The organism is Streptomyces sp. NPDC058691, assembly GCF_042714775.1.
Lineage (GTDB): Bacteria > Actinomycetota > Actinomycetes > Streptomycetales > Streptomycetaceae > Actinacidiphila.
Genome location: NZ_JBHXSO010000004.1, coordinates 175907 through 202905, shown reverse-complemented (window position 1 = coordinate 202905; position 26999 = coordinate 175907). Strand labels below are relative to the sequence as shown.

The 26999-nt window shown below is 72.8% G+C and carries 26 protein-coding genes; 16 read left to right on the top strand and 10 right to left on the bottom strand.

Annotation, left to right across the window (positions count from 1 at the left end):
* Nucleotides 1-24 precede the first annotated feature (24 nt).
* Entirely contained in the window at nucleotides 25-1098 is a 1074-nt protein-coding gene (locus ACFWVC_RS05030) for a transposase family protein (RefSeq protein WP_384277575.1), read from the bottom strand.
* 12 nt (nucleotides 1099-1110) lie between these two features.
* On the opposite strand from ACFWVC_RS05030, the gene ACFWVC_RS05025 reads away from it, so the two are divergent.
* From ACFWVC_RS05025 to ACFWVC_RS05015, 3 genes are all read left to right on the top strand, one after another.
* Nucleotides 1111-1377: a hypothetical protein gene (locus ACFWVC_RS05025; RefSeq protein WP_384277568.1), complete on the top strand. Its 267-nt coding sequence runs from the start codon at nucleotides 1111-1113 to the stop codon at nucleotides 1375-1377.
* A gap of 1312 nt (nucleotides 1378-2689) precedes the next feature.
* Nucleotides 2690-4486, top strand: a complete 1797-nt coding sequence (locus tag ACFWVC_RS05020) for a non-ribosomal peptide synthetase (protein WP_384277560.1) — start codon at nucleotides 2690-2692, stop codon at nucleotides 4484-4486.
* On the top strand, nucleotides 4483-9915 hold the full coding sequence (locus tag ACFWVC_RS05015; RefSeq protein ID WP_384277551.1) for an amino acid adenylation domain-containing protein: 5433 nt from the start codon (nucleotides 4483-4485) through the stop codon (nucleotides 9913-9915). Before ACFWVC_RS05020 ends, ACFWVC_RS05015 begins: the two co-directional genes overlap by 4 nt.
* On the opposite strand, the gene ACFWVC_RS05010 is transcribed toward ACFWVC_RS05015, so the two are convergent.
* The gene (locus ACFWVC_RS05010) at nucleotides 9881-10642 is read right to left on the bottom strand and encodes a thioesterase II family protein (protein ID WP_384277542.1); all 762 of its coding nucleotides are present in this window, start codon (nucleotides 10640-10642) and stop codon (nucleotides 9881-9883) included. The genes ACFWVC_RS05015 and ACFWVC_RS05010 overlap by 35 nt on opposite strands.
* Before the next feature lie 142 nt (nucleotides 10643-10784).
* A complete protein-coding gene (locus tag ACFWVC_RS05005) occupies nucleotides 10785-11156 on the bottom strand; it encodes a hypothetical protein (RefSeq protein ID WP_384277533.1) in 372 nt (123 codons plus the stop codon).
* A gap of 122 nt (nucleotides 11157-11278) precedes the next feature.
* On the opposite strand from ACFWVC_RS05005, the gene ACFWVC_RS05000 reads away from it, so the two are divergent.
* Nucleotides 11279-11893 (top strand): flavin reductase family protein, encoded by a 615-nt coding sequence (locus tag ACFWVC_RS05000; protein WP_384277526.1) that lies wholly within the window; start codon nucleotides 11279-11281, stop codon nucleotides 11891-11893.
* Between the two features lie 157 nt (nucleotides 11894-12050).
* Here the strand turns inward: ACFWVC_RS05000 and ACFWVC_RS04995 are convergent, their stop codons facing one another.
* On the bottom strand, nucleotides 12051-12737 hold the full coding sequence (locus tag ACFWVC_RS04995) for a TVP38/TMEM64 family protein (RefSeq protein ID WP_384277520.1): 687 nt from the start codon (nucleotides 12735-12737) through the stop codon (nucleotides 12051-12053).
* A 66-nt stretch (nucleotides 12738-12803) separates the two neighbouring features.
* Between ACFWVC_RS04995 and ACFWVC_RS04990 the strand changes: the two genes are divergently transcribed.
* The 4 genes from ACFWVC_RS04990 (at nucleotide 12804) to ACFWVC_RS04975 (ending at nucleotide 16588) form a co-directional block, all read left to right on the top strand.
* Entirely contained in the window at nucleotides 12804-13511 is a 708-nt protein-coding gene (locus tag ACFWVC_RS04990) for a DNA alkylation repair protein (RefSeq protein WP_384277513.1), read from the top strand.
* A gap of 16 nt (nucleotides 13512-13527) precedes the next feature.
* Complete coding sequence (locus ACFWVC_RS04985; protein WP_384277510.1) at nucleotides 13528-14181, top strand: class I SAM-dependent methyltransferase; 654 nt, start codon at nucleotides 13528-13530, stop codon at nucleotides 14179-14181.
* Between the two features lie 296 nt (nucleotides 14182-14477).
* Nucleotides 14478-15650, top strand: a complete 1173-nt coding sequence (tuf, locus tag ACFWVC_RS04980) for an elongation factor Tu (protein ID WP_384277507.1) — start codon at nucleotides 14478-14480, stop codon at nucleotides 15648-15650.
* A gap of 80 nt (nucleotides 15651-15730) precedes the next feature.
* The gene (locus ACFWVC_RS04975; protein ID WP_384277500.1) at nucleotides 15731-16588 is read left to right on the top strand and encodes a spermidine synthase; all 858 of its coding nucleotides are present in this window, start codon (nucleotides 15731-15733) and stop codon (nucleotides 16586-16588) included.
* On the opposite strand, the gene ACFWVC_RS04970 is transcribed toward ACFWVC_RS04975, so the two are convergent.
* Nucleotides 16528-17865 (bottom strand): MFS transporter, encoded by a 1338-nt coding sequence (locus ACFWVC_RS04970; protein WP_384277494.1) that lies wholly within the window; start codon nucleotides 17863-17865, stop codon nucleotides 16528-16530. The two genes, ACFWVC_RS04975 and ACFWVC_RS04970, sit on opposite strands and share 61 nt — an antisense overlap.
* Before the next feature lie 72 nt (nucleotides 17866-17937).
* A complete protein-coding gene (locus ACFWVC_RS04965; RefSeq protein WP_384277488.1) occupies nucleotides 17938-18957 on the bottom strand; it encodes a hypothetical protein in 1020 nt (339 codons plus the stop codon).
* A gap of 72 nt (nucleotides 18958-19029) precedes the next feature.
* Here ACFWVC_RS04965 and ACFWVC_RS04960 point away from each other — a divergent pair, with 72 nt between their 5' ends.
* Both ACFWVC_RS04960 and ACFWVC_RS04955 read left to right on the top strand, forming a co-directional pair.
* A complete protein-coding gene (locus ACFWVC_RS04960) occupies nucleotides 19030-19482 on the top strand; it encodes a DUF4442 domain-containing protein (RefSeq protein WP_384277480.1) in 453 nt (150 codons plus the stop codon).
* Nucleotides 19483-19616: 134 nt separating this feature from the next.
* Nucleotides 19617-20264, top strand: a complete 648-nt coding sequence (locus ACFWVC_RS04955; RefSeq protein ID WP_384277473.1) for a DedA family protein — start codon at nucleotides 19617-19619, stop codon at nucleotides 20262-20264.
* Between the two features lie 11 nt (nucleotides 20265-20275).
* On the opposite strand, the gene ACFWVC_RS04950 is transcribed toward ACFWVC_RS04955, so the two are convergent.
* Nucleotides 20276-20863 (bottom strand): gamma carbonic anhydrase family protein, encoded by a 588-nt coding sequence (locus ACFWVC_RS04950; RefSeq protein ID WP_384277467.1) that lies wholly within the window; start codon nucleotides 20861-20863, stop codon nucleotides 20276-20278.
* A gap of 56 nt (nucleotides 20864-20919) precedes the next feature.
* Here ACFWVC_RS04950 and ACFWVC_RS04945 point away from each other — a divergent pair, with 56 nt between their 5' ends.
* The 4 genes from ACFWVC_RS04945 to ACFWVC_RS04930 all read left to right on the top strand — a co-directional run bounded on the left by ACFWVC_RS04945 (nucleotide 20920) and on the right by ACFWVC_RS04930 (nucleotide 24093).
* A complete protein-coding gene (locus ACFWVC_RS04945; protein WP_384277461.1) occupies nucleotides 20920-21840 on the top strand; it encodes a pseudouridine-5'-phosphate glycosidase in 921 nt (306 codons plus the stop codon).
* 40 nt (nucleotides 21841-21880) lie between these two features.
* Entirely contained in the window at nucleotides 21881-22630 is a 750-nt protein-coding gene (locus ACFWVC_RS04940; RefSeq protein WP_384277455.1) for an acyltransferase, read from the top strand.
* 90 nt (nucleotides 22631-22720) lie between these two features.
* A complete protein-coding gene (locus ACFWVC_RS04935; protein WP_384277448.1) occupies nucleotides 22721-23278 on the top strand; it encodes a YbaK/EbsC family protein in 558 nt (185 codons plus the stop codon).
* Nucleotides 23275-24093, top strand: coding sequence for a GNAT family N-acetyltransferase (locus tag ACFWVC_RS04930; RefSeq protein WP_384277442.1), 819 nt, complete (start codon nucleotides 23275-23277; stop codon nucleotides 24091-24093). The genes ACFWVC_RS04935 and ACFWVC_RS04930 overlap by 4 nt, the downstream gene beginning before the upstream one ends.
* Here ACFWVC_RS04930 and ACFWVC_RS04925 read toward each other — a convergent pair.
* On the bottom strand, nucleotides 24068-24499 hold the full coding sequence (locus tag ACFWVC_RS04925; protein ID WP_384277693.1) for a GNAT family N-acetyltransferase: 432 nt from the start codon (nucleotides 24497-24499) through the stop codon (nucleotides 24068-24070). The two genes, ACFWVC_RS04930 and ACFWVC_RS04925, sit on opposite strands and share 26 nt — an antisense overlap.
* A gap of 68 nt (nucleotides 24500-24567) precedes the next feature.
* Nucleotides 24568-24975 carry a CoA-binding protein gene (locus ACFWVC_RS04920; protein WP_384277435.1) on the bottom strand — a complete coding sequence of 136 codons (408 nt, stop codon included), beginning with the start codon at nucleotides 24973-24975 and terminating at the stop codon, nucleotides 24568-24570.
* Between the two features lie 80 nt (nucleotides 24976-25055).
* Here ACFWVC_RS04920 and ACFWVC_RS04915 point away from each other — a divergent pair, with 80 nt between their 5' ends.
* On the top strand, nucleotides 25056-25682 hold the full coding sequence (locus tag ACFWVC_RS04915) for a YigZ family protein (RefSeq protein WP_384277430.1): 627 nt from the start codon (nucleotides 25056-25058) through the stop codon (nucleotides 25680-25682).
* A gap of 184 nt (nucleotides 25683-25866) precedes the next feature.
* Complete coding sequence (locus tag ACFWVC_RS04910) at nucleotides 25867-26355, top strand: DUF302 domain-containing protein (protein WP_384277422.1); 489 nt, start codon at nucleotides 25867-25869, stop codon at nucleotides 26353-26355.
* Between the two features lie 21 nt (nucleotides 26356-26376).
* Here the strand turns inward: ACFWVC_RS04910 and ACFWVC_RS04905 are convergent, their stop codons facing one another.
* A complete protein-coding gene (locus tag ACFWVC_RS04905; protein WP_384277418.1) occupies nucleotides 26377-26931 on the bottom strand; it encodes a histidine phosphatase family protein in 555 nt (184 codons plus the stop codon).
* Nucleotides 26932-26999: the final 68 nt, after the last annotated feature.

The window sequence follows — 26999 nt, the reverse complement described above, 5'->3', positions numbered from 1 at the left end:
CGAGTGAGGTTTTCTCAACGAAGATCATTTCCAGATTCCGTTGAGGACGAGTGCGGCGCGGGCGATGTCGCCGATCCGGCTGGGGCTGAGGGAGACGTGCTTGAGTGCGCGCCAGCGTTCTTTGAGTTCGGCTGATGCGCGTTCGCCGAGGGCGCGCAGGTCTCTGATCAGGGTGTTGATGGTGCGGGTGTCGGCGTGGAGGGCCTGTTCGGACTGGCCCTTGGGGCGTCGGACCGGGACGTGTATGCCGATGCCGGCGCCGATGTAGCCCTTGTCGGCGAGTGTCGGCAGGCCGTCGTCGGTGGCGGCCTTGTACAGGGCGGGCAGTGCGTGGATACGGGCGGCGGTGATGTCGGGCGTGGAGCCGGGCTCGACGTCGGAGACCCACAGCGGGGTGCCGTCCGGGGCGGACAGGAACTGCACGTTCCCGCCGAATGCCTTGTGTTTCTGGCTAAACCACAGGTCGTTCCCGTTGTCGCGGACACCGGCCAGGCGGTTGGACTCGATGAGCGTGCCGTCCAGGATCACGTGCGGCATGCCTTCCTGCCGGCAGCGGTCCAAGACGTCGTGCAGGCCGGGGGCTTGGTAAGCCGGCCGCCGCAGGCTCGTCGAGGTCGTCCAGGGCAGGTTCATGGGCTGCTGACTCGTGACGAGGAAGTGCCGTTCGTGCCCGTCGGCGCCGGCTTGGTCCAGGAGGTATCGGGACTCGTCGGCGTTGGCGTCGTACGAGACCGCCCGCGCCCGTGTGAGCGCGACGACGGAATCGAAGGCGTCATGCCGCGCGATACGCAACTGCTCGCGTTGGCTGGAGATCTCGACGAGCCCGGTGACCAGCACAACGAGCACGAGGGCGCTGGCGGCTGCCGCACCGGGGTTGATCATGCGACGGAAACGCGAGAACGGGTAGAGCCGCAGTGTGGTCAGAAGCGCCAGCAGTACGAGTGTGGTCAGGAGGAAGGTGACGCGGATGACGGACTGGGTGCCCGAGCTGTCCTGATAGGTGCGCTCGAAGGCGGCGTCGTTGACGTTGACCAGGCGATCGGCCTCCGGCAGCAGATGCGTGCGCATGAGGTTCGAGGCGGAGTTGTACGTGGCCACCGCCGCCAGGCGGTGGCCCTGCTCGCCGAGGAGCAGGGCGCGGGCAGCCCGTTCCTCGTAGGCGCCGAGGTCGCTGATGGCCTCGGCAACGTCGCGTTCGGCCTCCGGATCGTCCTCGGCCGCTTCCGCGAGTTCACGGAGGTGGCCGGCGGCCTCGGCACGCCGCTGGTCGTGGAGTGCGGAGGCCTCAGTCTGCTAAACCCCGGCATCAGCCGGTTGGCGAGCTGGGCGTCCATGTCGTTGAGGGTGAAGTACAGGCCCGTGGCACTGGTCACCTGAGGCGCGGAGTGGTGACGTATGTCCGACCACGATCCGCTCAGCGTGATGCCGCCCGCCGTGAGGATGCCTGCCAGTCCGGCCGCAGTCGCGAATAACACGGTACGCAGCAGTCGAAGCCGGGAGGGGACGGTGCCGGGGTGGTGGCGGGACGGCTGCGATCGCCCCGGGGGAGTGGTCGGAGATGACGGAAAGGGGCGTGACCTGTCGGGGCCGTCGGGATTCGACGGCACTTCCGGCCCGTTTTCCGGACCTGAAGAAGGGGTCCTTGATGTGTGGCAACGGCGACCGTGTCCGGCATCGCGCTGTGCCTCCCCTTTGCGCCCCCGGAGAGGCATTGGCGCCACTCTGCCTCGCGAACCATCACTGTCGCGCTGTGCTGGCGGGCGCGGAGTCTCGATGGCGAGGCAGAGTGGCGCCGGGCCGGGCGAGCTTGACGAATTCCTGATGCCCCGTGGCGTGCGTCACCGATGTCGTCGGAATGGCGTCAGCAGCGCGGCCCGCGGCACCAGGGTTGCGGAACGACACGGGAGAGCCGTGCGGTTCCGCCTTCGCGCGCGTGACGAAGACCACCGACTCCACACTGTCGACGACCACCTACACCGACGACACCGCCAAGGACCCCCGCGGTCCGGAACCTCCCGCACCGACTCCGTCGCCGGCGCCTTCTCCGCGACCTACGACGCGGACAGCGACCTCGCCACCCAGAGCCTCAGCCATGGTGCTCCTCCTCCGCGCGGGCCGCCGTGTCGCGGGCCAGGCGCGGTACGGCGGACGAACCCACACCCGCATGCCGACGCCGGGAAGCGGTGTCCGCCCGGACCTGTCGTCAGGGCGCCATCAAAAATGAGAGCGGCCTCAGATGATGGCCGCGGCGGATCGCCGTCACCGGCCCGCGGGGTGCCCGGGCCCCGGTCCTCCGGATCGGGCCCACCCGATTCCCACTTCTTTACGAGGGGCACGGCTCAGGGCGGCCGGGGCGTACGGCCCCGATCGCCCAGTCGGCCCTCATGGATCGGTTGCCCCCTGTCGGTGCAACGGCCGTCTCCCTGACTCACCACAGCCGCCGCCACGCCCGTCGCACTTCCCGGCGCATTCAGGTGAACACGGACAAGAGGTCTGAAAAGCACGGTTGTTAAGGTCTCATCAGCACCTCTATGGCGTTCGACCGGCTGTTCCTAGTGTGACTCGCGGCCCTGTCCGGGCGAGAGGAGCAGAGGACGTGCAACACAATTCGAGTGCCGGATCCGTGGAACTCGCGGGACCCAAGGTCATGAGGGACTGTCCGACCGGCTTGCCAGGTCTGATCAGGGACGTGGCGGAGCGGCACCCGGACCGCCCGGCCGTCCGGTCCGGGGTGGACGTCCTCACCTATCGGCAGCTCGACGCGTGGTCGGACGCCATCGGCCGGACCCTGCGTGACCGGGCTCCGGAGGGCGTGCCGGTGGTGGTGGCCGTGCCCCGCAGCAACGGGCTGCTCGCGGCGCTGCTGGGCGTCCTGAAGGCCGGGTTGCCCTACCTGCCCGTCGACCCGAACGATCCGCCGGCCCGGCTGGCCGCCGTCCTGGAGACCGCGGGCAGCCGGGTGGCGCTCGTCGGCGGGCAGGCCGGACCTGTCCTGGCCGGGCACGGACTGCGCACGGTCGAGGTCGACGTATCACGTGTCGCGGTGGAATCCGGCGGCCCCGGGTTCGTTGCGGATCCGCTGCCGCAGGTGGCCGACGACCAGCCTGTGTACGTTCTGTTCACCTCCGGTTCCACGGGCGCGCCGAAGGGCGTCGTCCTGCCGAGCCTGGCGTTGTGCAACCGGCTGCTGTGGATGCGCGACACGTACGGCATCGGGCCGGAGGACCGGATCCTGCAGAAGACCCCGGTCACCTTCGACGTCTCCGGCTGGGAGCTGTGGCTGCCGCTGATCTCCGGGGCCACCTGCGTCTTCCTGCCGCCGGAGGAGCACCGCGACCCGGCTCTGGTGGCGCGCGCCGTCCAGGACCACCGGATCACCGTGTGCCACTTCGTGCCGTCGATGCTCCGCGAGTTCCTGCGCGGGCCCGCCGCGCAGGACTGCACCTCGCTGCGACATGTCTTCTGCAGCGGCGAGGCCCTGCCCGTCGCCGTGGCACGCGACTTCACGGCGAGCCTGCCCGCCCGGTTGCACAACCTGTACGGCCCCACTGAGGCGGCAATCGACGTCACGCACTGGACCTGTCCGCAAGAGGCCGCCGACGTCGACCGGGTCCTCATCGGGCTGCCTGTCGACAACTGTGTCCTCGGCGTCTTCGGCGGCGACGGCGAGCCGGTCCCCACCGGGGAGGAAGGCGAACTGCGCATCGGCGGCATGCCATTGGCCCTGGGCTACCTCAACCGGCCGGACCTGACGGAGTGGGCCTTCGTCCCCGCGGACGACGACGCGTCGGTACCCGTCTGGTACCGCACCGGAGACCGGGTGCGCGTGGTGGACGGCGGCCTCGAGTACCTGGGCCGCGTCGACGACCAGGTGAAGATCCGCGGCCAGCGCATAGAACCGCAGGAGGTCGAACACCACCTGAACGGTCACCCCGAGGTGGCCGAGGGCACCGTGGTGGCGGCCAAGGTGGGTGAGGACGTGGAACTGGTGGCCTGGGTCCGTCCCACCGCCGACGGCGCCGGGACGCCGGCCGGGGACGGGCTGCCCCGCAGGCTCCGCGAGCACCTGGCCGACCGGGTACCGCCCGCCTACGTGCCGACCCGCTTCCTCATCGCCGCCGAACTCCCCCTCAGCAGCAGCGGCAAGCGGGACCGCAAACTCCTGCGGCAGCGAGCCGAGGAGCAGTTGAACGCGCAGCGGTCCGCGTCACGGTCCGGCCGGATGGACGGCGGACGGCCGCTGCTGCAGCGCCTGATGCGCGAACGCTCCGGCCGGACGGGCGCCTCCGCCGAGGAGGGCGACCCGGACGCCGTGGCGTCGATCTGGTACGAGGTCCTCCCGCAGGCCTCTGAGGTAGGCGATCCGCAGGCCCGCTTCGTGGCGCTCGGCGGGCACAGCCTGCTGGGCGCACGCGTGGCCGCCGAGATCCACAACCGGCTCGGGGTCTCCCTGCCGCCCCTCGACGCGGAAGGCGGTGCCCGATGACGACGTCCCCCGTCCACTCGCCGGGCACCGACCAGGACCGGCTGCGCGCCCTGCTGGCCACTCGGGCCGCGGCCGCCCGGCAGCGTGCCCCCCGCGACGACGACGCCCCCGCGCCGCTCAGCACGGCCCAGGAACGCCTGTGGTTCCAGGCACAGTTGCAGCCCGACAGCCCGGCCTACCTGGTACCCGTGCTGCTGCGCCTGCGAGGGCCGCTGGACCGGGAGGCCCTGCTCGGCGCCGTGCGCGACCTCGCCGAGCGGCACCAGGTGCTGCGCGGCTCCGTGGACGCCTCCGGGCCGCGACCGGTGCTGCGGATCCGCCCCGTCGCCGACGTGCCCGTGGAGCACGTCGACCTCACCGCCCACCCCGATCCCGAGGAGGAACTGGACCGGCAGGTTGGCGAACGCGTCCGCCGGCCGATCGCGCCGGAGAAGGAGTGCCCCCTGCGCGCGGCCTGCTTCACCGTGGGCGAGCGGGACCATGCGCTGCTGCTGGTCGTCCATCACATCGCCACCGACGCGTGGTCCAACGGCCTGATGATCGCCGACCTGGCCGCGCTGTACGCCGCCCGCCGGGGCCTTCGTCCCGCACCGCAGGCGGCACCGCAGTACGCGGCCGTCGCCGAACGGCTGCCCGCGGAACTGGAGGACGCCCGCCTGGACTGGTGGGCGGAACGGCTGTCCGGCTGCGGTGCGGGACTCGACCTGCCCGCCGACCGTCCGCACCGTCCGGTCCCCTCCGACCTGGGCGGCGCGGTGCCGCTGGTGTTCTCCGCCGAGCTCCACGCGCGGCTGCGTGCACTGGCCTCGTCGTCCGGCTGCACACCCTTCATGGTGCTGCTCGCGGCCTGGCAGGCGCTGCTGGCCCGCGTTTCGGGCAGCGCGGACATTCCCGTCGGCGTCCCGGACGGCGGCCGACGCACCCCCGGCAGCGACCGGGCGGTGGGCCTGTTCGTCAACACCGTGGTGATGCGCACCGATCTGTCCGGCGACCCTTCCGGGCGGACGCTGCTGGAGCGGGTGCGGAGCACCGTCCTGGACGCCATCGGCAACGGCGACGTGCCGTTCGAGCGGGTGGTGGAACGGGTGCGCCCGGACCGCGCGGCAGGTGCCAACCCCCTGTTCGACACCATGGCCAACCTCTACCGCCGGCCCGACGTCAGCGAACTCTTCACGGGCCTGACCACGGAGTTCCGCGAGGTGCCGACCGGTTCGGTCAAGGCCGACCTCGCCCTCCAGCTCTTCGAGCGGGAGTCCGATGGCACCCTCAGCGGCGTCCTGGAGTACCGGGCCGAGCGCTTCGAGCGCGACAGCGCCGAACGGCTCGCCGACTGGTACCTGCGGCTGCTCGACGCGCTGCTGGCCGACCCCGACGCCCCCGTGGGCGCCCTCGCGCTCGACGAGCCCGGCGCCGGCGTCGTCCACGGTCCGGTCCGGCGCTTCCCGCTGGACCGCCCCCTGCACGCCCTGATCGAGGACTGGGCGGACCGCACTCCCGACAGCGTGGCGGTGGTGGCCGCAGAAGGCTCTCTGACCTATGCGGAGCTCGACTGCCGGGCCAACCGCGTGGCCCACCGGCTGCTGGCGACCGGCGTACGGCCCGGGGCCCCGGTCGCCGTCCTCGCCGAACGCGGTCTCGACCTGGCGGTCGCCGTCCTGGCAACCCTCAAGGCGGGAGCGGCCTTCGTACCGCTGGAGCCGTCCTACCCCGACCAGCGGCTTGCGGCCACGCTGAAGGCGTCCGGCAGCGAGCACCTGCTCGTCCAGTCCGCTCTCGCCGCACGCGCCACCGCCCCCCGATGCACCCTGATCGGTGAGACCGCCGCGGACGCGACGCTTCCCGACACCAGGCCGGACACCGGCACCGCCCCGGACGACCTCGCCTACGTGATCTTCACCTCGGGCTCCACCGGCACACCCAAGGGCGTGGCCGTGGAGCACCGCAGCCTCGTGCACTACGCGCACGGCGGCCTGGAACGCGTCGACGGGCACGGCCGCTCCTTCGCCCTGCTGTCCACGGCGGCCGCCGACCTCGGCTACCTGTCGGTCTTCGGCGCCCTGATCAGCGGCGGCACCCTGCACCTCGTCGACCGTGAGACCGCGACCGACCCGCAACGGCTCGCCGCGTACTTCACCACGCACCCGGTGGACGTGGTCAAGATGGTGCCCAGCCACGTCGAACTCCTCGCCGCTCACGGCGACCTGGCGGCCGTCCTGCCGCGCCGCACCCTGGTACTGGCGGGGGAGCCCTGCCCGTGGGAACTGGCCGACCGCATCCGCGCCGCCCGCCCCGACCTGGTCCTGCACAACCACTACGGCCCGACCGAGACCACCGTCTCGGTCCTCGGCTGCGACCTCGGCCAGGTGGACCCGCGCCGGCGAGGCGGACCGGTGGCCCCGCTCGGCACGCCCTTCCCCAACGCCGTCTGCTACGTCGTGGACCCCGCGGGGCGGCCGCTGCCGCCCACCGTTCCCGGCGAACTCCTCATCGCGGGCCCCGGCGTGTCCCGCGGCTACCTCGCCAACGCGGAGGCCACGGAACGGGCCTTCGTCCCGGACCCGCTGGACGGCACCCGCCGCTGCTACCGCACGGGTGACCGCGTCCGCGTGCGCGCAGACGGCCTCATCGAGTTCCTCGGCCGCCTCGACGACCAGGTCAAGGTCCGCGGCTACCGAGTCGAACTCGGCGAGGTCGCCGCCGCCTGCCGCGCCCTGCCCGGCGTACGCGAGGCCGTCGTCCTGGCCGTCGGCGCGGGCAACCAGCGCCACCTCGCGGCCTGGCTCGTCCCCGCCGGCGACGAGCCGCTGGACATCAAGGCCGCCCGCACCGCGCTGCGCGCCGACCTGCCGAGCCACATGGTGCCCACAGCGCTGACGGCCATCCCCGTCGTCCCGCTGACCCCCAACGGAAAGGTGGACCGCGCCGCCCTGCCGCAGCCGACGGCCCAGGCCGCGGCCGAGCGGGTGACGCCACGCACGGACACCGAGCGCCGCATCGCCGCCGTCTGGCAGGAGGTACTGGAACTCCCCGACGCCGACCTGGACGTCGACGAGGACTTCTTCGCCCTCGGCGGCGACTCCTTCCGCGCCCTGCGGGCCGCCCGCGCCATCGACCCGGAGCTGCGGGTCATCGACCTGTTCACCCGCCCCACCGTGCGCGACCTGGCGCTGTTCCTGGACGGCCCCGCCGAGCGCGACACCCGGCTGCTCCAGCGGCTGGCCGGACCGGCGCAGGGGACCGCCGTCGGCCTCACCGTGCTCTGCGTCCCGTACGCGGGCGGCTCCGCCGCCTCCTACGGACCGCTCGCCGCCGAGCTCACGGCGCGTCATCCCGACGCGGAGGTCCTCGCCCTGGAACCACCGGGGCACGACCCGGCCCGTCCGGACGAGACCATGCCGACCCTCGCCGAGCTGATCGACGGCTGCCGGGACGAACTCGCCGGACGCGACGGCCCGGTACTGGTGTACGGCCACTGCGTGGGCACGGCGACCGCCGTCGGCCTCGCGCTGGAACTCGAGGCGCTCGGCACGGAACTGGCCGGCGTCGTCCTCGGCGCGTCCTTCCCGACGGCCCGGCTCCCCGGACGCCTGTCCTCCCTGGTGGACCGCTGGTTCCCGAGCGACCGCTGGACGTCCGACCGGGCCTACCGCGAGGTTCTCTCCGCCCTAGGCGGCCAGTTGGAGGAGGCCACCGAGGAGGCCGTGATCCGCGGCGTGCGGCACGACGTGCGCCAGGCCGTGGACTGGTTCAGCGCCCGGCTCGGCACCCCCGAGGCGGCACGGCTGCGTACGCCCGTGCTGTGCGTCATCGGCGACCGCGACCGCACCACGGAACTGTCCGAGGAGCGGCACGCCGAGTGGTACGCCTTCGCCGACCGGGTCGACCTGGCCCGGATCCCCGACGCCGGCCACTACTTCGTCAAGCACCAGGCGGGCGAGCTCGCCGACCTCATCTCCGGGAGGATCACGGAGAGCCCGGCCGCCGGCACCGCACCCGGAAATACGCCGGCCGCCGCCCCGGCACGTCCCGCCCGGCCCGCCGGCCAGGACCTGCGCGACCTCAGGAGATTCGGCCTGCTGGCGCTGAGCCAGACGATCCTGCTCACGGGCGCGAGCCTGACCGCCTTCGGCCTCGGCGTCTGGGTCTACCAGCGCACCCACAACGTCGCCTACTACTCGATGATCACGATGCTGGCCCTGCTGCCCGCCGTGCTCGCCGCCCCCTTCGGCGGCGCCGTGGCCGACCGGTACGAGCGGCGCAAGGTCATGCTGGCCTGCACAGCCGTCTACGGCACCGCACTGGCCGCGCTCACAGCGGTCGCCGCAGCGGGCGCGCTCCAGGTGTGGCAGATCGCCCTCTTCGCCGGGCTGACCTCGCTCACCGCGGCGTTCCAGCGCCCCGCCTACCTCGCGGCTGTCGCCCAGCTCGTGCCGAAGCCCTACCTGGCACAGGCCAACGGCGTGGCCCAACTCGGCACCGCGCTGAGCACCCTCATCGCACCCGTCCTCGGCGGAGCGCTCATCACGCTGGCCGGGCTCAGCGGTGTGATCGCCCTGGACCTGGTAGGCCTGGCGGGCGGCGCGGCGGTGCTGCTGGCCGTCCGCTTCCCCGACCGCCTCTTCCGCAAGCGACGGGAGACCTTCGCCTCCGCCATCACCGGCGGCTGGCGCTTCATTGTGCGGCGCAAGCCCATGGTGGCGATGGTGGTCTTCTTCGTGGTGGTCAACTACATCACCGCCACCACCACGGTGCTCACCGCCCCGCTGGTGCTGTCCTTCAGCACCCCGGCCGTCCTCGGCCTGGTGACCGCCGCCGGCGGCCTGGGCGCTGCGGTCGGCGGACTGGCCATGGCCTTCTGGGGCGGCACCCGCCGCCGCGCCGACGGCATGATCGCCACCACGGTCGGCATGGGCCTGGCCACCGCCCTGATCGGCCTGCGGCCGGCACCCGTGCTGATGGGCATCGGCCTGTTCCTGTGGTGGGCACTGAACGCCGTGCTCAACGCGCACTGGCTGGCGATCATTCAGGCGAAGGTCGGACTGGAGCTCCAGGGCCGGGTCGTGGCGACCAACCAGATGCTGGCCACCGCCATGATGCCGCTCGGCTTCCTGCTGACCCCGGTGCTCAACGAGCACGTCTTCGGCCCCCTGGTCAGCGGGAACCATGTGTTCCAGGCAGTGCTGGGCGACGGACCGAGCCGCGGCATGGGCCTGCTCATGATCACGGGCGGGCTCCTGCTGTCCTGCTGGGGCGTCTTCGGACTGCGCTACCGCCCGTTGCGGAGGATCGAGGACAGACTGCCCGACATCCCCACCGGCAGCGTCATCTCCGAGGACCTCGACGTCCTGCAAGGCCAGGCGGACGCCCTGCAGGACGCGGCGGAGACGGCGGCGCTCAGCCCAGCAGCCGGGGGCGCAGCACGGCACTGACGGCGTCGACGACGGGGGCCCACCCTTCACGGATGAAGAGGTGGGCCCCCGGCTCGTTGCGCAGCTCGAACCCCGCGGCGGTGCGGTCCGCCCAGGACGCCATGTCCGCGGCGGGCACCACCTGGTCCTGGTCCCCGGCGAAACCGGTGATGGCCGCGCCGAGCCGCCACGGGGCGCCCGGACGCGGCCGGTACGAGCGGTACAGCGCGAAGTCGGCGGCCAGCAGCAGCGTCAACTGACGCACCCAGGCCTCGTCGTCGCGGACCTCCGCCGGGAGACCGCCGAAGTAGCGGTCGATGTGCTCCGCCAGCTCCTCAGGCGGCACCTCGGTCGGCACCGAGCCCGTACCGGGCGCATACGCGGCACTGACGAACAGGTGGACCGGGCCCTGGCCGGTCGCGCGCTCCAGCCGGGTGGCGAGTTCGTACGCCACCATGGCCCCCATGCTGTGCCCGAAGAACGCGTAGGGCACCTCCGGAAGTTCGGCCCAGGCGCCGCGGAGCCGGTCGAGCAACTCGTCCATGTCCCCGACGGGCTCCTCACGCCTGCGATCCTCCCGGCCCGGGTACTGGACCGCCAGGAGTTCGACACCGTCCGGCAACCGGGAGCCCCACCCGCGGAACAGGGACGCCGCGCCACCCGCATAGGGAAAGCAGACCAGCCGCAAGGCGGAATGGTCTCCGCCCGAGTACTGGCGGAACCACGACGCGGCCGTGGAGAAGGGCATGTGAACGCCTTTCGGAATACCTGTTCTCACATGCGGGATCGATGACTCACGCGAAATCCCGGATCGGACCGGGGCACCGGTCGGGACGCCAACAGCAGTGGGGATCAGCTTCTCCGATCCGTGCGGAACGTTGACGGAAGGTTTATGCCCGTGCCCCGTAGATGACGCCGGCTGCGAGATCACCGAGGAGCTCTCGGAACTTCGGACGGATGACCACCCAGTCGATCGTCCCGTCGGCGCGCACGACCTTGCGCTTCTTGAACGCCGAGGTGTCGTTCTCCTTGTAGATCTTGGCGAACGGTCCCCAGCGCAGCCGTGCCCGAGTGTCCTCGGCATCTTCCTCCTGGCGGTCGACTCCGGCTTCGATGCCGAAGCGGTCGAAGGAGATCCGCAGATAGGCAGCCGGCCGTTTGGGGAGGTACGCGGCCAGCTCGTCGTTGAGGTTCAGGGTGACGCGGCCGCCGCGTGCCTGCGGCGGAATGAGTATGTCGTCCCACTCGTACGGCGTGGACATGGGGTGATCGACTCCGGTGACTCGTGCCTTCCGATACCAGGCACTTTCATCGGAACCTCGCGTTCGGCCAGGGCGGAGAGGTCGGTTACGGTCCGCACCCGCCGAAGGGGATACTGGCGACCATGCGTATCGACTTCGATCCCGAGGCCATGGGCCGCACCCCGTTCTACAAGCTGCTGACCTCGGTGGTCGTGCCACGGCCCATCGCGTGGGTGTCCACCTTGAGCGAGGCGGGGACGGCCAATCTCGCGCCGCACTCCTTCTTCACGGTCGCGTGCGTCAGCCCGCCGGTCGTGCAGTTCACGTCGGTCGGCCGGAAGGACTCGGTGCGCAACATCGAGGAGACCCGGCAGTTCGTGGTCAATCTCGCTCCGGAGCACCTCTTCGAGCAGATCAACGCGACCGGGACCGACTTCCCGCGCGGCGTCAGCGAGTTCGAGGAGGTCGGCATCGCCCGCGAGCCCAGCCACGCGGTCAAGCCGCCGCGCGTTGCCGCCTCCCCGGTGGCCCTGGAGTGCGAGCTGCACAGCATGGTGACCCTCGGCGACTCGACGGTGGTCTTCGGCCGCGTGGTGCACGCCGCCGTCTCCGAGGCCGTGATGGCGGACGGCCTCCCCGACGTCCGCAAGCTGCGCCCGCTCTCGCGCCTCGGCAAGGACGAGTGGGGCACGACGGGCGAGATCCTGGAGATCTCCCGCATCCGCTACGCCGACTGGCCCGGCGCACGCCAGGGCTGACGGGCGGGGCCCGTCGGGCCGGCTGAGGCCGCGTCAGCCGACGACGGCCGTGTCACGATGCGGCGGTGAGCCGGGCGCCACCCGGTCCCCGGCTCCCCGCATCAGACCCCGGCGTGTTTTCGGCATCTCTGTGGAGGCCATCGCCCGGGCCGCGCGGTCAGCGACGCCGGCGGCGGCGGGCCCAGGCGGTGAAGACCAGGGCTCCGAGTCCGGTCACCGCGAGGAAGCCCATCGCCAGCAGGAACACCGGCGAGGTGGGGGTGGCGGCGCGGCTGCCCGCGACGACGTAGGCCGCCGTGTTCGGGATCGTGCCGAGCGCCGTCGCGATCAGATAGGGCACCAGGCGCGTCTCCGACACCGCCGCCGCGTAGTTGGCCGCCGCGAAGGGGATGCCGGGGAAGAGGCGCATCAGGAGCATCGTGCGGAAGCCGTGCCGGCTCAACTGCCGGTCGGCGGAGCGCAGGATGCGGCCCCGCAGCAGCGGGCGCAGCGCGTCCCGGCCCAGAACGCGGACCAGGACGAACGAGATCGCGGCGGAGATCACCGTGCCGCCGATCGCCGCGGTCAGCCCCCACATCGAGCCGAAGAGGGCGCCCGCGCCCATGCTCAGCAGCGGGCGGGGGACGAAGGCCGTGGCGCAGATGCCGTAGCCGGCCGTGAACAGCACGATCGCCGCGAACCCCGTGAGGTGGGCGGGCCAGCCGCCGGCGAGGTAACGCTGCGGTTCCCAGACCAGGACGCAGACCCCGGCGGCCACGAGGAGCACGACGAGCAGCGCAAGTCGGACCCACGGCGACACGCGCAGGCGTGGGCGGGAACCGGACATGGCAGGGGCGTCGGACATCCCGTGAGCCTAGCCCAGGAGGATGTCCGTCCGGGGACTGTCAGTGGTCCCGCGTACGGTGCGCGTATGACATCCCATGTCCCGGTCGTACCGGACAGCGCCCTCGCCGATCAGGTGCTGCCCCGCCTGACCTCGGTGTACGCCGCGGCCGCCGACCCGGACCGGGCCGCCTCCGCGTCGGCGTACATGCGCGGAGCCTTCCCCTTTCTCGGCATCGCCACTCCTGCCCGGCGGGTGCTCTCCCGGGAGGTTCTGGCGGGCACGCCCCGACCCGGCGAGGAGGACTGCGCGGCCGTGGCGCTGCGCTGCTGGGCGCTGCCCGAACGGGAGTACCGCTATTTCGCGGTCGACTTCCTGCGCCGCCACATCGGGCGGTGCTCCTCCGCGTTCCTCGGCACGGCCCGGTACCTCGTGGCGACCGAGCCGTGGTGGGACACGGTCGACCTGCTCGCGGCGCACGTCGTCGGTCCCCTGGTCGCCGCCGATCCGGCCCTGGTGGCGGCCATGGACGCCTGGACAACCGACGACGACCTGTGGATCGCGCGCACGGCCCTCCTGCACCAGCTCACGTACAAGGGCGACACCGACGCCGAGCGGCTGTTCCGCTACTGCCTGGCTCAGTCAGGACACCGCGACTTCTTCATTCGCAAGGCGATCGGCTGGGCGTTGCGCGAGTACGCCCGCACCGATCCGGACGCCGTGCGGGAGTTCGTCGCGTCGTCGGCGGACCGGCTGTCGCCGTTGTCGGTGCGGGAGGCCACCAAGCGCCTGTGACTGCCATGCTGGGCGCATGCCCAGTGCCAGAGAGCACGACCACGGCCGTGTGCGCCGGAGCTACGACACCGTGGCGGGGGAGTACCGGACGCGCATCGCCGGTGAACTCGCGCACAAGCCGCTCGATCGCGCCCTCCTGTCGGCCCTCGTCGAGGAGACCGCCGACGGGGCGCCCGTCGCCGACCTGGGCTGCGGTCCGGGCCATGTGACCGGCTGGCTCGCCGAGCGGGGCGTGCGGGCGGTGGGGATCGATTTGTCGCCGCAGATGGTCGCGCTCGCCCGCGCCGACCACCCCTGCGCCGAGTTCCGGGTGGGCGACCTCCGCCGTCTCCCCGCCGCCGACGGCGAGTTCGGCGCCGCCGTCGCGCTGTACAGCGTGATCCACCTCGCTGCGGACGAACTGCGGCCCGCCTTCGCGGAGATGCGGCGCGCGCTGCGGCCCGCCGCGCCACTGCTCGTCGCCTTCCATCTCGGCGCCGAGGTCCGGCACATGGCGCAGTGGTGGGGCCACGAGGTGGACGTGGACTTCCACTTCCTCGCCGTCGGGGACGTCCGCGCCGCCCTGGAGGACACCGGATTCACCGTGCGGGCGGCGCTGGAGCGGACCCACTACCCGCACGAGGCCGAGTCCCGCCGCGCCTATGTGCTGGCGCGGCGCGCGGCGCCCTGACCGGAAAATCGTTCGCCCCCGGCCCGTCCCGTGCCGCATGATCGGCGGCATGTTCCGGTACGCCTTCCTCGCAGACGCCTCCGCGGTCGCGGACGCGCCGAAGGCTGCGCCGGCACCGGCTTTCCCGGTCCACGCGTTCGGCGGCGCCCGAATCTGACCCTCCCCGGACAGTCCGGCGGACCCCGCAGGGGGAGGGTCGGCAGGACGCAGGGGTCCCGTTCCGCAGATCGACTTGTCGATGAATCAGCCGAATCAGCTGCATCGGACGAGCCGACTGACCGAGGAAGCACCGCACCATGCCCAAGCAGGCGTACCAGCGCACCAAGCCGCACCTCAACATCGGCACGATGGGTCATGTCGACCACGGCAAGACCACGCTCACCGCCGCCATCACCAAGGTCCTCAGCGCCCGCGGCTCCGCCGCCTTCGTCCCGTTCGACCGGATCGACAAGGCTCCGGAGGAGGCCGCCCGCGGGATCACCATCACCATCGCGCACGTCGAGTACGAGACGGACACCCGGCACTACGCCCACGTCGACATGCCCGGCCACGCCGACTACGTGAAGAACATGATCACGGGGGCGGCGCAGCTCGACGGGGCGATCCTGGTCGTCTCGGCCCTCGACGGAGTCATGCCGCAGACCGCCGAGCACGTGCTGCTCGCCCGCCAGGTCGGCGTCGAGCACATCGTCGTCGCGCTCAACAAGGCCGACGCCGGGGACCCCGAACTGACCGACCTGGTCGAGCTGGAGGTGCGCGAGCTGCTCTCCGCCCAGGGGTATCCCGGGGACACCCTGCCCGTCGTCCGCGTCTCCGGGCTGGGGGCGCTGGAAGGCGACCCGCGGTGGACGGCGGCGATCGAGGCGCTGCTCGACGCCGTGGACACGTACGTGCCGATGCCGCACCGCTACACCGACGCGCCATTCCTGCTGCCGGTGGAGAACGTGCTGACCATCACCGGTCGCGGCACGGTCGTCACCGGCGCGGTGGAGCGCGGCACGATCCGGGCCGGGGACCGCGTCGAGGTGCTCGGTGCGGACACGGCGTCGGTGGTCACCGGGCTGGAGACCTTCGGCAAGCCGATGGAGGAGGCCCAGGCCGGCGACAACGTCGCGCTGCTGCTGCGCGGCGTCCCGCGCGACGTCGTGCGGCGTGGCCACGTCGTCGCGGCTCCCGGGAGCGTCACGCCCAGCCGCAGGTTCCGCGCCGCGGTCCACCTGTTGTCGGCCGCAGAGGGCGGGCGGCGCACGGCGATCGCGACCGGCTACCGCCCGCAGTTCCACGTGCGCACGGCGGACGTCGTCGGCGCGGTGGACCTCGGCGGGGCCGGGATCGCGCTGCCCGGCGCGAGGGTGGAGATGACCGTCGAGCTGGGCGTGGCGGTGCCGCTGGAGACGGGTCTCGGCTTCGCCGTCCGCGAGGGCGGGCGCACCGTCGGCGCGGGCACCGTCACCGCGTTGCTCGACTAGCGAAGGGGCCCGGGCCAGGCGGCCCGGGCCCCTTCCCGCCCCCCGGGCACGGTCGTGCCGGGCGCTGGGACAATGGCCCGATGGAGGACGACGACGACCGCATCCCGGTGAGCCAGGCCGTGGACTTCGGTGCGGCGAGGCTGCTGCCCGACGTGGACCGGCCCGCCGGCTGGCTGCTGACCGTCGACGGGGCCCCGCAGTCGTACGTCGACCTCGACGACCCGACGTATCTGGAGTTCGAGTACACCCGGCGCCTGGCGTACGCCCTGGACGAGTCGGCCCCCGCGGGGCAGCCGCTCGACGTGGTCCATCTCGGCGGCGGCGCCCTCACGCTGCCTCGCTACACCGCCGCCACCCGGCCCGGTTCCCGCCAGCGTGTGGTCGAGGCCGACCGGGCGCTCGCGGACCTGGTCGCCGGACGACTGCCGCTGCCCGCGAGCGCCGAGGGGCTGACCGTGGCCACCGAGGACGCCCGCGGCTGGCTGGAGGCGGCGCCGGACGCCTCCGCGGACGTCGTGGTCGTCGACGTCTTCGGCGGTTCGCGGGTGCCCGCGCATCTGACCTCGTACGAGTTCCTCACCGAGGCCGCGCGTGTGCTGCGTCCCGACGGCGTCTACCTGGCGAATCTCGCCGACTCCGCCCCCTTCGACTTCGTGCGGCCCCAGATCGCGGGTCTGCGCGCCCTGTTCGGCGAGGTCTGCCTGATCGCGGAGCCCGGCGTGCTGCGGGGCCGCCGCTTCGGGAACACCGTGCTCGCCGCGTCCCGCCGGCCGCTGCCCGTAGACCGGCTCACCCGGCGCGCCCTCGCGGACGCCTTCCCCGCGCGGGTCGTCCACGGTGACGCACTCGCGCTCTTCCTCCGGCGGGCACGCCCGGTTCACGACACGGACGCGGTGCCCTCTCCCGAGCCGCCCGCGGGGTCGTTCGGGGTGGGCTGAACCACGAGCGCTGGCCCGCCGCCCGCCACCTGGGCGGTGGTGTCCTTGCGCCGCAGGCCGCGCACCTCCGGGGCCAGCAGGACGGCGCCGGTGAGCAGGATGGCGAGGCCCGCGCATCCCCACAGGGCCCCGGTCAGTCCGAAGGCATCGGCCGCGGGACCGGCGAGCGCGGTGCCGAGCGGGATCATGGACACCGACCCGAACCAGTCGTAGGCGGCGACGCGGGACAGCTTGTCCTCCGGGATCTCCTGACGCAGCGCCAGCATCCACGTCACGCCGAAGACCTCGACGGAGAGCCCGGCCACGAGCATCGTCGCCGCGAGGAGCGGCACCGGCACCACCAGCGCGAGTGCCACCGCGGGCAGGGCGAACGGGAAGACGCACAACGTGCCCGCGAGCAGGATGCGTTGCGGTCGCCAGCGCAGCATCAGGAACCCGCCCGCGATGTTTCCCACGCCGAACGCGGCCAGCGCCGCGCCCCAGGGGCCGGCGCCGCCGAGCTCCGCCTGCGAGACCAGGGGGCCGTAGACCGCCTCCGCGGCGACCATGACCGCGTTGACGACGGAGAACTGCACGACGATGCTCCACAGCCAGCGCCTGGACGCGAACTCCCGCCATCCGTCGCGCAGATCGCCCAGAAGACCGCCGCCCGGCGGGGCCGTCGCGGACTTCCGTTCCACCCGCAGCAGTGCCCGCAGCGACGCGGCGAGCGCGAAGCAGGCCGCGTCCACGGCCAGTACCCACCCGGGGCCCACGAGCGCGATGAGCGCCCCGGCGAGCGCGGCGCCGCCGACGTTGGCCCCGTTCACCCCGAGCCGGAACACGGCGAAGGCGCGGCCGGCGTGGGCGCCGTCGACGGTGGACAGCAGCATGCCCTCGTTCGCGGGAGCGAAGAACGCCGTACCGGTGCCGCCCAGTGCGGCCAGGGCTGCCATGTGCCAGATCCGGGCGTCCCCCGAGATCACGAGCAGGGCGAACACGCCCTGGGAGACCGCGTTCAGGCAGTTCGCGGCGACCATGACCCGGTGCCGGGGCAGCCGGTCCGCCACCGCGCCGCCGATGAGCAGGAAGACCACCAGCGGCACCGTGCGTGCCGCCGCGACCAGTCCGACGTCCGTGCCGTCGCCGCCGGCCCGCAGCACGGCGAAGGCCGAGGCGACCACGGCGCCGGAGGTGCCGAGGTTGGTCACGAAGGCGGCCGCGGCCAGCAGCCGGAAGTTGCGCCCGGCCCAGTCGGGGAAGCGGGGGAGGGCGAGGCGGGAGGTCGAGAGGGTCACCCGGGGACTATGGTCGCCGGAGCCGTCATCTGCCAAACGTATTTGGCGCGCTTGCCGCCTGCCGCTCGGCGATCAGCCGATCAGGCGGACGCTGTCGCGCACCTTCGCGATGGTCTTGGCGTCCGGCGCCCCCTTGAAGCCGTCCACGACCAGGATCCAGGAGCGGACCTCCTTGTCCTTGCTGAGGAAGGTGAAGCTGTAGGCGGTGCCGTCGGCGGCGCACTTGCCCTTCATGCCGGTCGCGCGGGTGCTGGAGATCCAGCCGCTGACGCCCTGGCCGTTCTTGTAGGTGCGGGTCGTGGACTGCGTGAGCTTGGTGCCGCCCTCCTGGTTGTACTTGGCGTACGCCCAGTTGTAGGCCTCGTTGGCCGCTTCGGACTTCAGGCTCTCGGCGCCCTTGCCGCCCTTCACCCCGGCCATGCCGCGCTGGTCGGTGCCGCACCAGTCCTCGCCGAGGGTGGCGGCGCCTCCCGTCACGATGCGGTTCTTGTCCCACTCGTAGCCGATGAGCAGCCCCGCGGCCTTCACCGTCCAGTTCTTGGGGACGTCGTAGGCGACGCCCATGTCGCTGCGGACGACGGTCTGCCACCCGGCGACGACGGGCTTGATCGCGCTCTCGCCGGGGTTGCCGCGCGCGTCGTCGGCGCCGGGGCCGTCGTCCGACGCCGTCGGGGAGGGCGGGGCGGAGGACGTCCCGTCCGACGGGCTCGCGGAGGCCGTCGGGGTGCCGCTCGCCGACGGGCCGGCCTCGGGGCGGCCGGAGTCGTCCCCGGTGAGCTTCACGGCGATCAGCACACCGGCCGCGGCGACCGCCGCGGCGGCGACCACCGACACCGCGACGGCCACGCCCCGCCGGTTGCCGGGCGGCTTCGGCGCACCGGGACCGCCCGGCAGCGTCTGTGCGCCCCACGGCGGGGGCGGCGGCTGGTAGGCCGGGTGCTGCTGCGGTGCGTACGGCGACGGGAACTGCTGCGGGGGGTGCTGGGGGTACTGCTGCGGGTACGGCTGCCCCCCGGGCTGCTGGGGGTACTGCGAGCCTTCCGGCTGCTGCGGGTACTGCTGTCCTCCGGGCTGCTGTTCTCCTGGCCACATGGCTGGAAACACTAGGGGTTACGGCCTCCCGGTTCCATGGATCTCGTCATTACCAGCTGGTAACATCCGGCCATGTCCGAGAACCAGCCCCAGATAGCCGAGCTCCTGACGGCCACCGTGCCCATGGTCCGCACCCTGAACCTCGAATACGTGGAGACCACCGCGGAGCGCGCGGTGCTGCGCCTGCCCGACCAGGCCGACTATCACAACCATGTCGGCGGCCCCCACGCGGGCGCCATGTTCACCCTCGCCGAGTCCGCGAGCGGCGCCATCGTGCTCGCCGCCTTCGCCGACGAGCTCTCGCGCGCGGTGCCCCTGGCCGTCCGCGCGGAGATCTCCTACAAGAAGCTGGCCATGGGCCCGGTCACCGCCACCGCCGAACTCGGCCGCCCCGCCGCCGATGTCGTCGCCGAACTCGACAAGGGCGAGCGGCCCGAATTCCCGGTCACCGTCGCCATCCGGCGCGGGGACGGCGCCGTGACCGGCGAAATGTCGATCGTATGGACCCTGCGCCCCAACTCCTGACGAACATTGGCCCTGTGAGGGGCCGGCCCACAGGCGCGGGCGCCGCGCCGGGCCGTACGTCGGCTACGCTGCAACGACGTGCGCGCCCGGCGCACCGACCGGTTACCCGACCGCCCCAGGGGGAGGAAGCGGCCTTGCACGTCCAGGAGTGGCTCGGGACGATCCCGCCCGTCAGCATCTATCTGCTGGTGGGCCTGGTCATCGGTGTGGAGAGCCTGGGCATCCCGCTGCCGGGCGAGATCATCCTGGTGAGCGCCTCGCTGCTCGCCTCGCAGGGACACGTCAACCCATGGGTGGTCGGCATCTGCGCCACGGCCGGGGCGATCGTGGGCGACTCCATCGGCTACGCGATCGGCCGCCGCGGCGGACGTCCGCTGATGGACCGGCTCGGCCGGCGCTTCCCCAAGCACTTCTCCCCCGGTCACATCGCGACCGCCGAGGCGTCCTTCGAACGCTGGGGCATGTGGGCGGTGTTCTTCGGGCGCTTCGTCGCGCTGCTGCGGATCTTCGCCGGGCCGCTGTCGGGCGTGCTGCGCATGCCGTACTGGAAGTTCCTCGTCGCGAACGTCCTCGGCGGCATCGTCTGGGCGGGCGGCACGACGGCCGTCATCTACTACGTGGGCATCGTCGCCGAGCCCTGGCTCAAGCGCTTCTCCTGGGTGGGCCTGGGCGCGGCCGTGCTGATCGGCCTGGCGTCCTTCCTCGTCGTACGCCGCCGGGCCAAGGCCGCCCTGGCCGCCGCGGAGCCCGAAGAGGAAACGGTCGCCGCGACGGCCGAGTGAGGCGCCGGGGTTCAGCCCGCTGTGTCTGCCGTGTTCGCTGCGTCCGCTATGTCTGCTGCGTCCGTACCGTCCTGCGTGAACGCGGCACGGTGTGCCCCCGCCAGCTGCACGTAGTGCTCGGCGTTCAGCCGGATCATCTCCCCCTCCTCGGCCGTCAGCTCGCGCCGTACCTTCGCGGGCACCCCGGCCACCAGCGAACCCGGCGGCACCCGCATCCCCTGCGGTACGAGGGCGCCCGCCGCCACCAGCGAACCCGTGCCGATCTGGGCACCGTTGAGCACCGTCGCGCCCATGCCGACCAGTACGTGGTCCTCCACGACGCAGCCGTGCACCACCGCGTTGTGCCCGATCGTGACGCCCGCGCCGATCACGGCGGGGAAGCCCGGGTCGGCGTGGACGGTCGCGTTGTCCTGCACATTGCTGCCCGCGCCGAGGCTGATCGGCGCGCAGTCGCCGCGGAGCACCGCGTGGTACCAGGCGCTGGCGCCGGCGGCCATCGTCACCTCGCCCAGCACCACCGAGGTCGGCGCGGCGAAGGCGTCCGGGTCCACCCGGGGCGTGTGGCCGCCCACGGTCGCGATCAAGGCTCTCTCCGTCATGGAGATCACCGTAGCCCCGAGATTGCGGTGATCGCGGGGCGGGTAGCGCCTACAGCGTGCTGAAGTTCTCCGATGATGTGATCGCCGCGCTGGAGTCGGGCGCCCCGGTCGTCGCCCTGGAGTCGACGATCATCTCCCACGGCCTGCCCCGCCCCCGCAACCTCGAAGTCGCCCGGGAACTGGAGGCCGCCGTGCGGGACGGCGGAGCCGTGCCGGCGACCATCGCGGTCCTCGACGGCGTGCCGCGCGTCGGGCTGGACGACAAGGAGCTGGAGCGCGTCGCCCACGACGAGCAGATGCGCAAGCTCGGCCACCGCGACCTTCCGGTCGCCCTCGCCACCGGCGCCAGCGGGGCCACCACCGTCTCCGCCACCGCGTTCCTGGCCGCCCGCGCCGGGCTGCGCTTCTTCGCCACCGGCGGGCTCGGCGGGGTGCACCGCGGCTGGACCGCCGAGCAGGACGAGTCCGCCGACCTGCGGCTGCTCGCCGAGACGCGGATCACCGTGGTCTGCGCCGGGGTCAAGTCCATCCTCGACGTCGCCGCCACCCTGCAACGCCTGGAGACCCTCGGCGTCACCGTCGTGGGCTACCGGACCGGGGAATTCCCCGGCTTCTACCTCAGCCGCTCCGGGCAGCCGGTCGACTGGACGGTGGGCACGCCCGAGGAGGTCTCGGCGGTCATGGCCGCCCAGGACGACCTGTGCGGACCGCCCGCCGCGATCGTCGTCGCCAACCCGGTGCCCGAGGAGGAGCAGCTCGACCCGGAACTCCACGACCGCGTACTGGCACAGGCGCTGGCCGCCGCCGAGCAGGAGGGCGTCACCGGCCAGGCCGTCACACCGTTCCTCCTCGGCCGGCTCGTCGAGGGCACCGCGGGGGCCAGCCTCGAGGCCAACCTCGCCGCGGTGCGCGGCAATGTGCGGCTGGCCGCGCGGCTCGCCGTCGCCTGGTCCGAACGCGGCACACATCACACCTGATCGACCGGCCGGGCCCGACGGCCCTCGATACGGTGAGCGGGTGCCGAAAAACGAGAACCTGTTCTCCCCGCTGGGGGCCTGGCGCCGCCGTGCCACCTCCCGCCTGGTGCACCGCGGCTGGCGGTGGGTCCAGGGCGCCGGCGCGGTGACCGCCGACCGCCCCGGGCCGCTGCGCTTCGGCCGCATCGGCACCGGGACCCGGCTGGCGTTCCCCCAGGGGACGATCTTCGGCGAGCGCTGGATCCACCTCGGCGACTACTGCATCATCGGCGAACAGGTCACCCTCACCGCGGGCATGATGCCCGGCCTCGACCTCGGCCCCGACCCCGTCGTCCGCCTCGGCGACGGCGTCGTCCTCGGCCGCGGCAGCCATGTCATCGCCTCGCGGCCGGTGGTGTTCGGGAACGACGTCTACTGCGGTCCGTACGTCTACGTCACCAGCGACAACCACTCCTACGACGACCCGCACGAGCCCATCGGCCGGCAGTGGCCGCGCTCCGCGCCCGTCGAGATCGGCTCCGGAAGCTGGCTGGGGGCCGGGGCGGTGATCCTGCCGGGAGCTCGGATCGGGCGGAACGTGGTCGTCGCGGCGGGGGCGATCGTGCGGGGCGAGGTCCCCGACCACTCGGTGGTGGCCGGCGCCCCCGCACGCGTCGTACGGCGCTGGCACCCCGAACGCGGCTGGGAGCCGCCGCTGCGGACGCCGGCCCCGGTGCCGGTGCCCGCGGGCGCGACGCACCAGCAACTCGCGGCACTGGCCGCGCTCGTAGAGCTCGAACCGGAGGGGTGACCGCCCCGCACGGGCCGCGCCCTGCCCTCGGCCGTCCGTTCTCCGGATCGGCGGCGCGTCCGACCGGGCACGTTTGTTAGCGTGCCGGACATGCGCGCACCCATCGGCACCTTCACCGACGTGTCTCCGGCCGTCGAACGGCTCGACCTGCTGCCGGAGCCCGTCGCCGCGGCTCTGACCGCCTGGCACGGGGAGGTGCCTGCCGAGGAGGTGCTCCTCGTCGACACCGACCCCGAGAAGGCGGACACGGCCGTCTTCGCGGAGGCGTACGGCGTCGGCATGGACCAGTCGGCCAACTGCGTGGTCGTCGCGGGCAAGCGGGGCCAGGACGTGACGCTGGCCGCGTGCGTGGTCCTCGCGACGACCCGGGCCGACGTGAACGGCTTCGTACGGCGCCATCTCGGCGTGCGGAAGGCCTCGTTCGCGCCCATGGACACCGCGGTCGGCGAGAGCGGGATGGAGTACGGCGGCATCACCCCGATCGGGCTGCCCGCCGCGTGGCCGCTGCTGGTGGACGCGGCGGTCACGGACACGCCGTACGTGATCATCGGCAGCGGCCGCCGCCGCGGGAAGCTGCTCCTGCCGGGCAAGGCGCTGGCCGCGCTGCCCGGTGTGCAGGTCGTCGAGGGACTGGGCGTCCCGGCGTGACCGAGTTGCTGGCCCGTCTGGAGCGGTACTACGACGCGGTGCCCCGGGCGGCCGCCTACGCCGAGGACTTCGGCCCGCTGACCCTCTTCGTCCGTGAGGGACTCGGCTGGCCGTACTACGCACGTCCCACGCTCGGCGTGGACGGACGGGTCGGCCGCGCGGACGTGGACCGGGTGCGGGAGCGGCAGCGGCGGCTCGGCGTGCCGGAGTGCTTCGAGTGGGTGGCGGAGACGACGCCGGGTCTGCGGGAGGCGGTGGAGGCCTCAGGCCTGCACGTGCACGCGCATCCGCTGATGGCGCTCGAACCCCGGGCGGCCGGAGCCGTTCCCGCGCGAGCCGACGGTGTGGACGTCCGTGTACTGGAGCCCGGCGACCCGGCGTTTCCGAGCGCCCTCACGGTGCCGCACCTGGCCTTCGCGTATCCCGGCACCGCGATCGGCACGGCCGGGACGTCCGAACTGGACGTCGCCCGGGTGCTGCACGCCGCCCCCGCGGCGCTCGCGGCGGCCGAGGCGCGGGTCAAGGACGGCCTCACCGTCCACGCGGCGGCGGTGGACGGCACGACCGCGCTGTGCGCGGGGCAGTACAACCCGGTCGGCGAGGTGTGCGAGATCGTCGCCGTCGGCACCCTGCCGAGCGCCCGCCGCCGCGGCCTCGCGCTCGCCGTGACCTCCGCGCTCGTGGGGCACGCCCGGGCACGCGGGCTGGGCACGGTCTTCCTGTCGGCGGGCGACGAGGACGTGGCCCGTATCTACGCCCGCATCGGCTTCCGCCGGGTGGGCACGGCGCTCATCGCGGAACCGGCGGCCGGCTGAGGTCCAGCGACAGCGGTATGGAGTGCTCGGCGAAGCCCAGGCTCCGGTACAGGGGCTCCGCCTCGGGGGTGGCGTGCAGGTCCACGCGCGTGACGCCGCGCTCGGCGAACCAGGCGAGCAGCGCTCCCGTGGTCGCCCGCGCGTGCCCCAGGCCCCGGTAGTGGGGATCGGTGCAGACGTTGAAGACGAAGCCGAAGCGCCCCTCTGGGTGCGCGGGCGCGGGCAGCCGCTCCTCGACCCGCCCCACCGCGCACGCCGCCAGATGCGGCCCGCCACCGGCGTCGCCGTCGACCACGAACGCCCCGAGCGCCCTTGCGGCACCGCCCGCCAACTGCTCCCGGACCCGCTCCTCGGCAGCGGCCTCCCACGCCCCCGGCTCGTCCCGGCCGCTCATGGCCATGAACATCAGCCGGCGCAGCCGCACCAGCTCGGCGGCGTCCTCGGGACGGGCGGGGCGTACGACGTCGTTCACCGTCACCCGAGGCGGGGGATCTCGATCGCGGGACACCGGTCCATGACCATGACCAGCCCCGCGTCCTTCGTGCGCGCGTACGCCGCCTCGTCGATCACGTCCAGCTGGAACCACACGCCCTTGGCGCCGATCGCGACGGCCTCGTCCGCGACCGCGCCGGCGAGGTCGGAATTGACGAAGACGTCCACGACGTCGACCGGGAAGGGGATGTCCGCGAGCGAGGCGTAGCCCTGCTCGCCGTGCACGGTCTCTGCCTTCGGGTGCACCGGCACCACGCGCTTGCCGAAGCGCTGCAGCACGCGGGCGACCCCGTAGGCGGCGCGTGAGGTGTTGTTGGACAGGCCTACCACGGCCCAGGTGTCCCCGAGCCCGGTCAGCAGCTCGCGTACCGCCGCGTCGTCTTCGTGCACGTCGTCCTCCCTCGGCCCGCCATGGCTCTCCGCAGCAGTCAACCAGAGGGCCCGCCCGGCCATTCCCGTAGGGTGGCGGGGTGGTGGAGCGGTATCTGACGATCGGGCGCGCGGGCGTCCACGAGAGCGAGATCAAGCGGTCGCGCTTCCTGTGCGCCCTGGCGCCGGTGTCCAGTGAGACGGCGGCGCAGGAGTTCATCGCGCGCGTCCGCCGGGAGCATCCGGGCGCCAGTCACAACTGCTTCGCCTACGTCATCGGGGCCGAGGGGCGTGTGCACAGGGCCAGTGACGACGGCGAGCCCGGCGGCACCGCGGGCACGCCCATGCTGCAGGTCCTGCTGCGCCGCGAGATACGCGACGTCGTCGCCGTCGTCACCCGCTACTACGGGGGCATCCAGCTCGGGGCGGGGGGTCTGGTGCGGGCGTACGGCGGCGCGGTCTCGGCGGCGCTGGACGAGCTCGGCACCGTCGAGCGGCAGAAACTCGCGCTGGTCACCGTCGTCGTCGACCATCAGCGGGCCGGCCGCATGGAGAACGACCTGCGCGCCGCCGGCCGCGCGGTGCGGGGGGTGGCCTACGCGGCCGACGTCCGTATCGAGCTCGGCGTGCCCGAGGAGGAACTGGACTCCTTCCGCGGCTGGCTCGCAGACGCCTCCGCCGGCTCGGCGGGGATGGAGATCTCGGGCAGCGCGTACGTGGACGTGTAGGGCCGAGGGCGGCACCGGGGTCGATTTGCCCCGGCCGATGGACGGCCATATGGTCACTGTAGGTGACGGCCGCGGTGACCGGGCTGACGTGCGAGATTCCCGCCCGGACCTCCGGTCCGTTGCTCCGCTGAACCTTGATCCCGAATCGGGGAGCTGTCGGATGGCCAGTCGGCACAGCCACACCGTGACCCGGATCGACGTCGCCACGGGAATTCCCTACGACGACTTCGTGACCGCGTTCGAGCAGGCGGCACCCGCGTTCGATCCGGGTCCGGTGGAGCTCATTTCCGAGTCCGGAGGCGACTGGGACGACGTTCGCGCCGCGATCGCCGTGAACGCGCCCCACGAACTGATCCGCTACGCCCGGATCAACGGCACCGCCTTGCTCGGTATAGCGGGACACACCACCAGGTCCATCGAGTACCTGACGGGCAATCATGTCATCGCCGAGTCCATGTTCCGTCATGATCCGCGGGCGTTGCTGTATGCGCCGTTGCGGATGCTGATCTACAGCGACGAGGACGGCAACGCGGTGTTCAGCATGCATCGTCCGAGCGACGAGTTCGGCAGCCTCGGCATCGCGGAGGTCACGAAGGTCGGGGAGGATCTGGATCGCATCGTGGTCGACCTGCTGCGGGTCTGCGGCGTCGACGCCTCGCAGGACTTCGCCTGACCGGGTGTCGCGGCAGGCCGGTCATTCGAGATGGGCGGTCGCGGCGATCTCCACGACGGACAGGTGGTCCAGCGTCGTGATCGCGCAGGACGGGACGCCGTCGCGCATCAGCGCGGCCGGCACCGCGTCGTCACCGATCAGCGTGCGCAGCAGGTCCACGGTGACACCGCCGTGCGTGACCAGGGCGACCGGGCCCGGCGCTCCGGCCAGGTCGACCAGGCAGGCGCGCAAGCGCTCCGCCGCGGCGCGGGAGGAGTCGCCGGAGGCGGGGAGGAAGTCCCGGTCCTCCACCGAGGCGGCCCAGTCCCTCAGGAAGTCCTCCGCGGACCGGGACGCGTCCCAGTTCATCCGCTCGCGCAGGCGGACGTCCTCCTGAAGGGGCAGGCCGGACCGGGACGCGATGGGCGCGGCGGTCTCGCGGGCCCGCCGCAAGGGGCTGGTGAAGACCGCGCGCACGCCGAGGTGCCTCAGCCGCTCTGCGGTCCTCGCGGCCTGCCGCCGTCCCGCTTCGGTCAACCCCGGGTCACCGGGCCGGCGTTCCTTCTCGGCGTGCTGCACCAGATGGAAGACGGTCATGTCAGCAGGGTGGCGGTTCGACGCGGTTGCGGCCACCGGTATACGGCTTCCAGCGCGCGGGACGGGCC

Excerpts from the sequence above, each read along its gene's own strand:
- ACFWVC_RS05015 (WP_384277551.1), top strand. The coding sequence starts at position 4,483 with ATGACGACGTCCCCCGTCCACTCGCCGGGCACCGACCAGGACCGGCTG.
- ACFWVC_RS04960 (WP_384277480.1), top strand. The coding sequence starts at position 19,030 with ATGTCCGAGAACCAGCCCCAGATAGCCGAGCTCCTGACGGCCACCGTG.
- ACFWVC_RS04950 (WP_384277467.1), bottom strand. The coding sequence starts at position 20,863 with ATGACGGAGAGAGCCTTGATCGCGACCGTGGGCGGCCACACGCCCCGG.
- ACFWVC_RS04995 (WP_384277520.1), bottom strand. The coding sequence starts at position 12,737 with ATGTCCGACGCCCCTGCCATGTCCGGTTCCCGCCCACGCCTGCGCGTG.
- ACFWVC_RS04965 (WP_384277488.1), bottom strand. The coding sequence starts at position 18,957 with ATGTGGCCAGGAGAACAGCAGCCCGGAGGACAGCAGTACCCGCAGCAG.
- ACFWVC_RS04985 (WP_384277510.1), top strand. The coding sequence starts at position 13,528 with ATGCCCAGTGCCAGAGAGCACGACCACGGCCGTGTGCGCCGGAGCTAC.
- tuf (WP_384277507.1), top strand. The coding sequence starts at position 14,478 with ATGCCCAAGCAGGCGTACCAGCGCACCAAGCCGCACCTCAACATCGGC.
- ACFWVC_RS05005 (WP_384277533.1), bottom strand. The coding sequence starts at position 11,156 with ATGTCCACGCCGTACGAGTGGGACGACATACTCATTCCGCCGCAGGCA.
- ACFWVC_RS04905 (WP_384277418.1), bottom strand. The coding sequence starts at position 26,931 with ATGACCGTCTTCCATCTGGTGCAGCACGCCGAGAAGGAACGCCGGCCC.
- ACFWVC_RS04935 (WP_384277448.1), top strand. The coding sequence starts at position 22,721 with ATGCGCGCACCCATCGGCACCTTCACCGACGTGTCTCCGGCCGTCGAA.
- ACFWVC_RS04925 (WP_384277693.1), bottom strand. The coding sequence starts at position 24,499 with ATGTTCATGGCCATGAGCGGCCGGGACGAGCCGGGGGCGTGGGAGGCC.
- ACFWVC_RS04975 (WP_384277500.1), top strand. The coding sequence starts at position 15,731 with ATGGAGGACGACGACGACCGCATCCCGGTGAGCCAGGCCGTGGACTTC.
- ACFWVC_RS04990 (WP_384277513.1), top strand. The coding sequence starts at position 12,804 with ATGACATCCCATGTCCCGGTCGTACCGGACAGCGCCCTCGCCGATCAG.
- ACFWVC_RS05010 (WP_384277542.1), bottom strand. The coding sequence starts at position 10,642 with ATGCCCTTCTCCACGGCCGCGTCGTGGTTCCGCCAGTACTCGGGCGGA.
- ACFWVC_RS05000 (WP_384277526.1), top strand. The coding sequence starts at position 11,279 with ATGCGTATCGACTTCGATCCCGAGGCCATGGGCCGCACCCCGTTCTAC.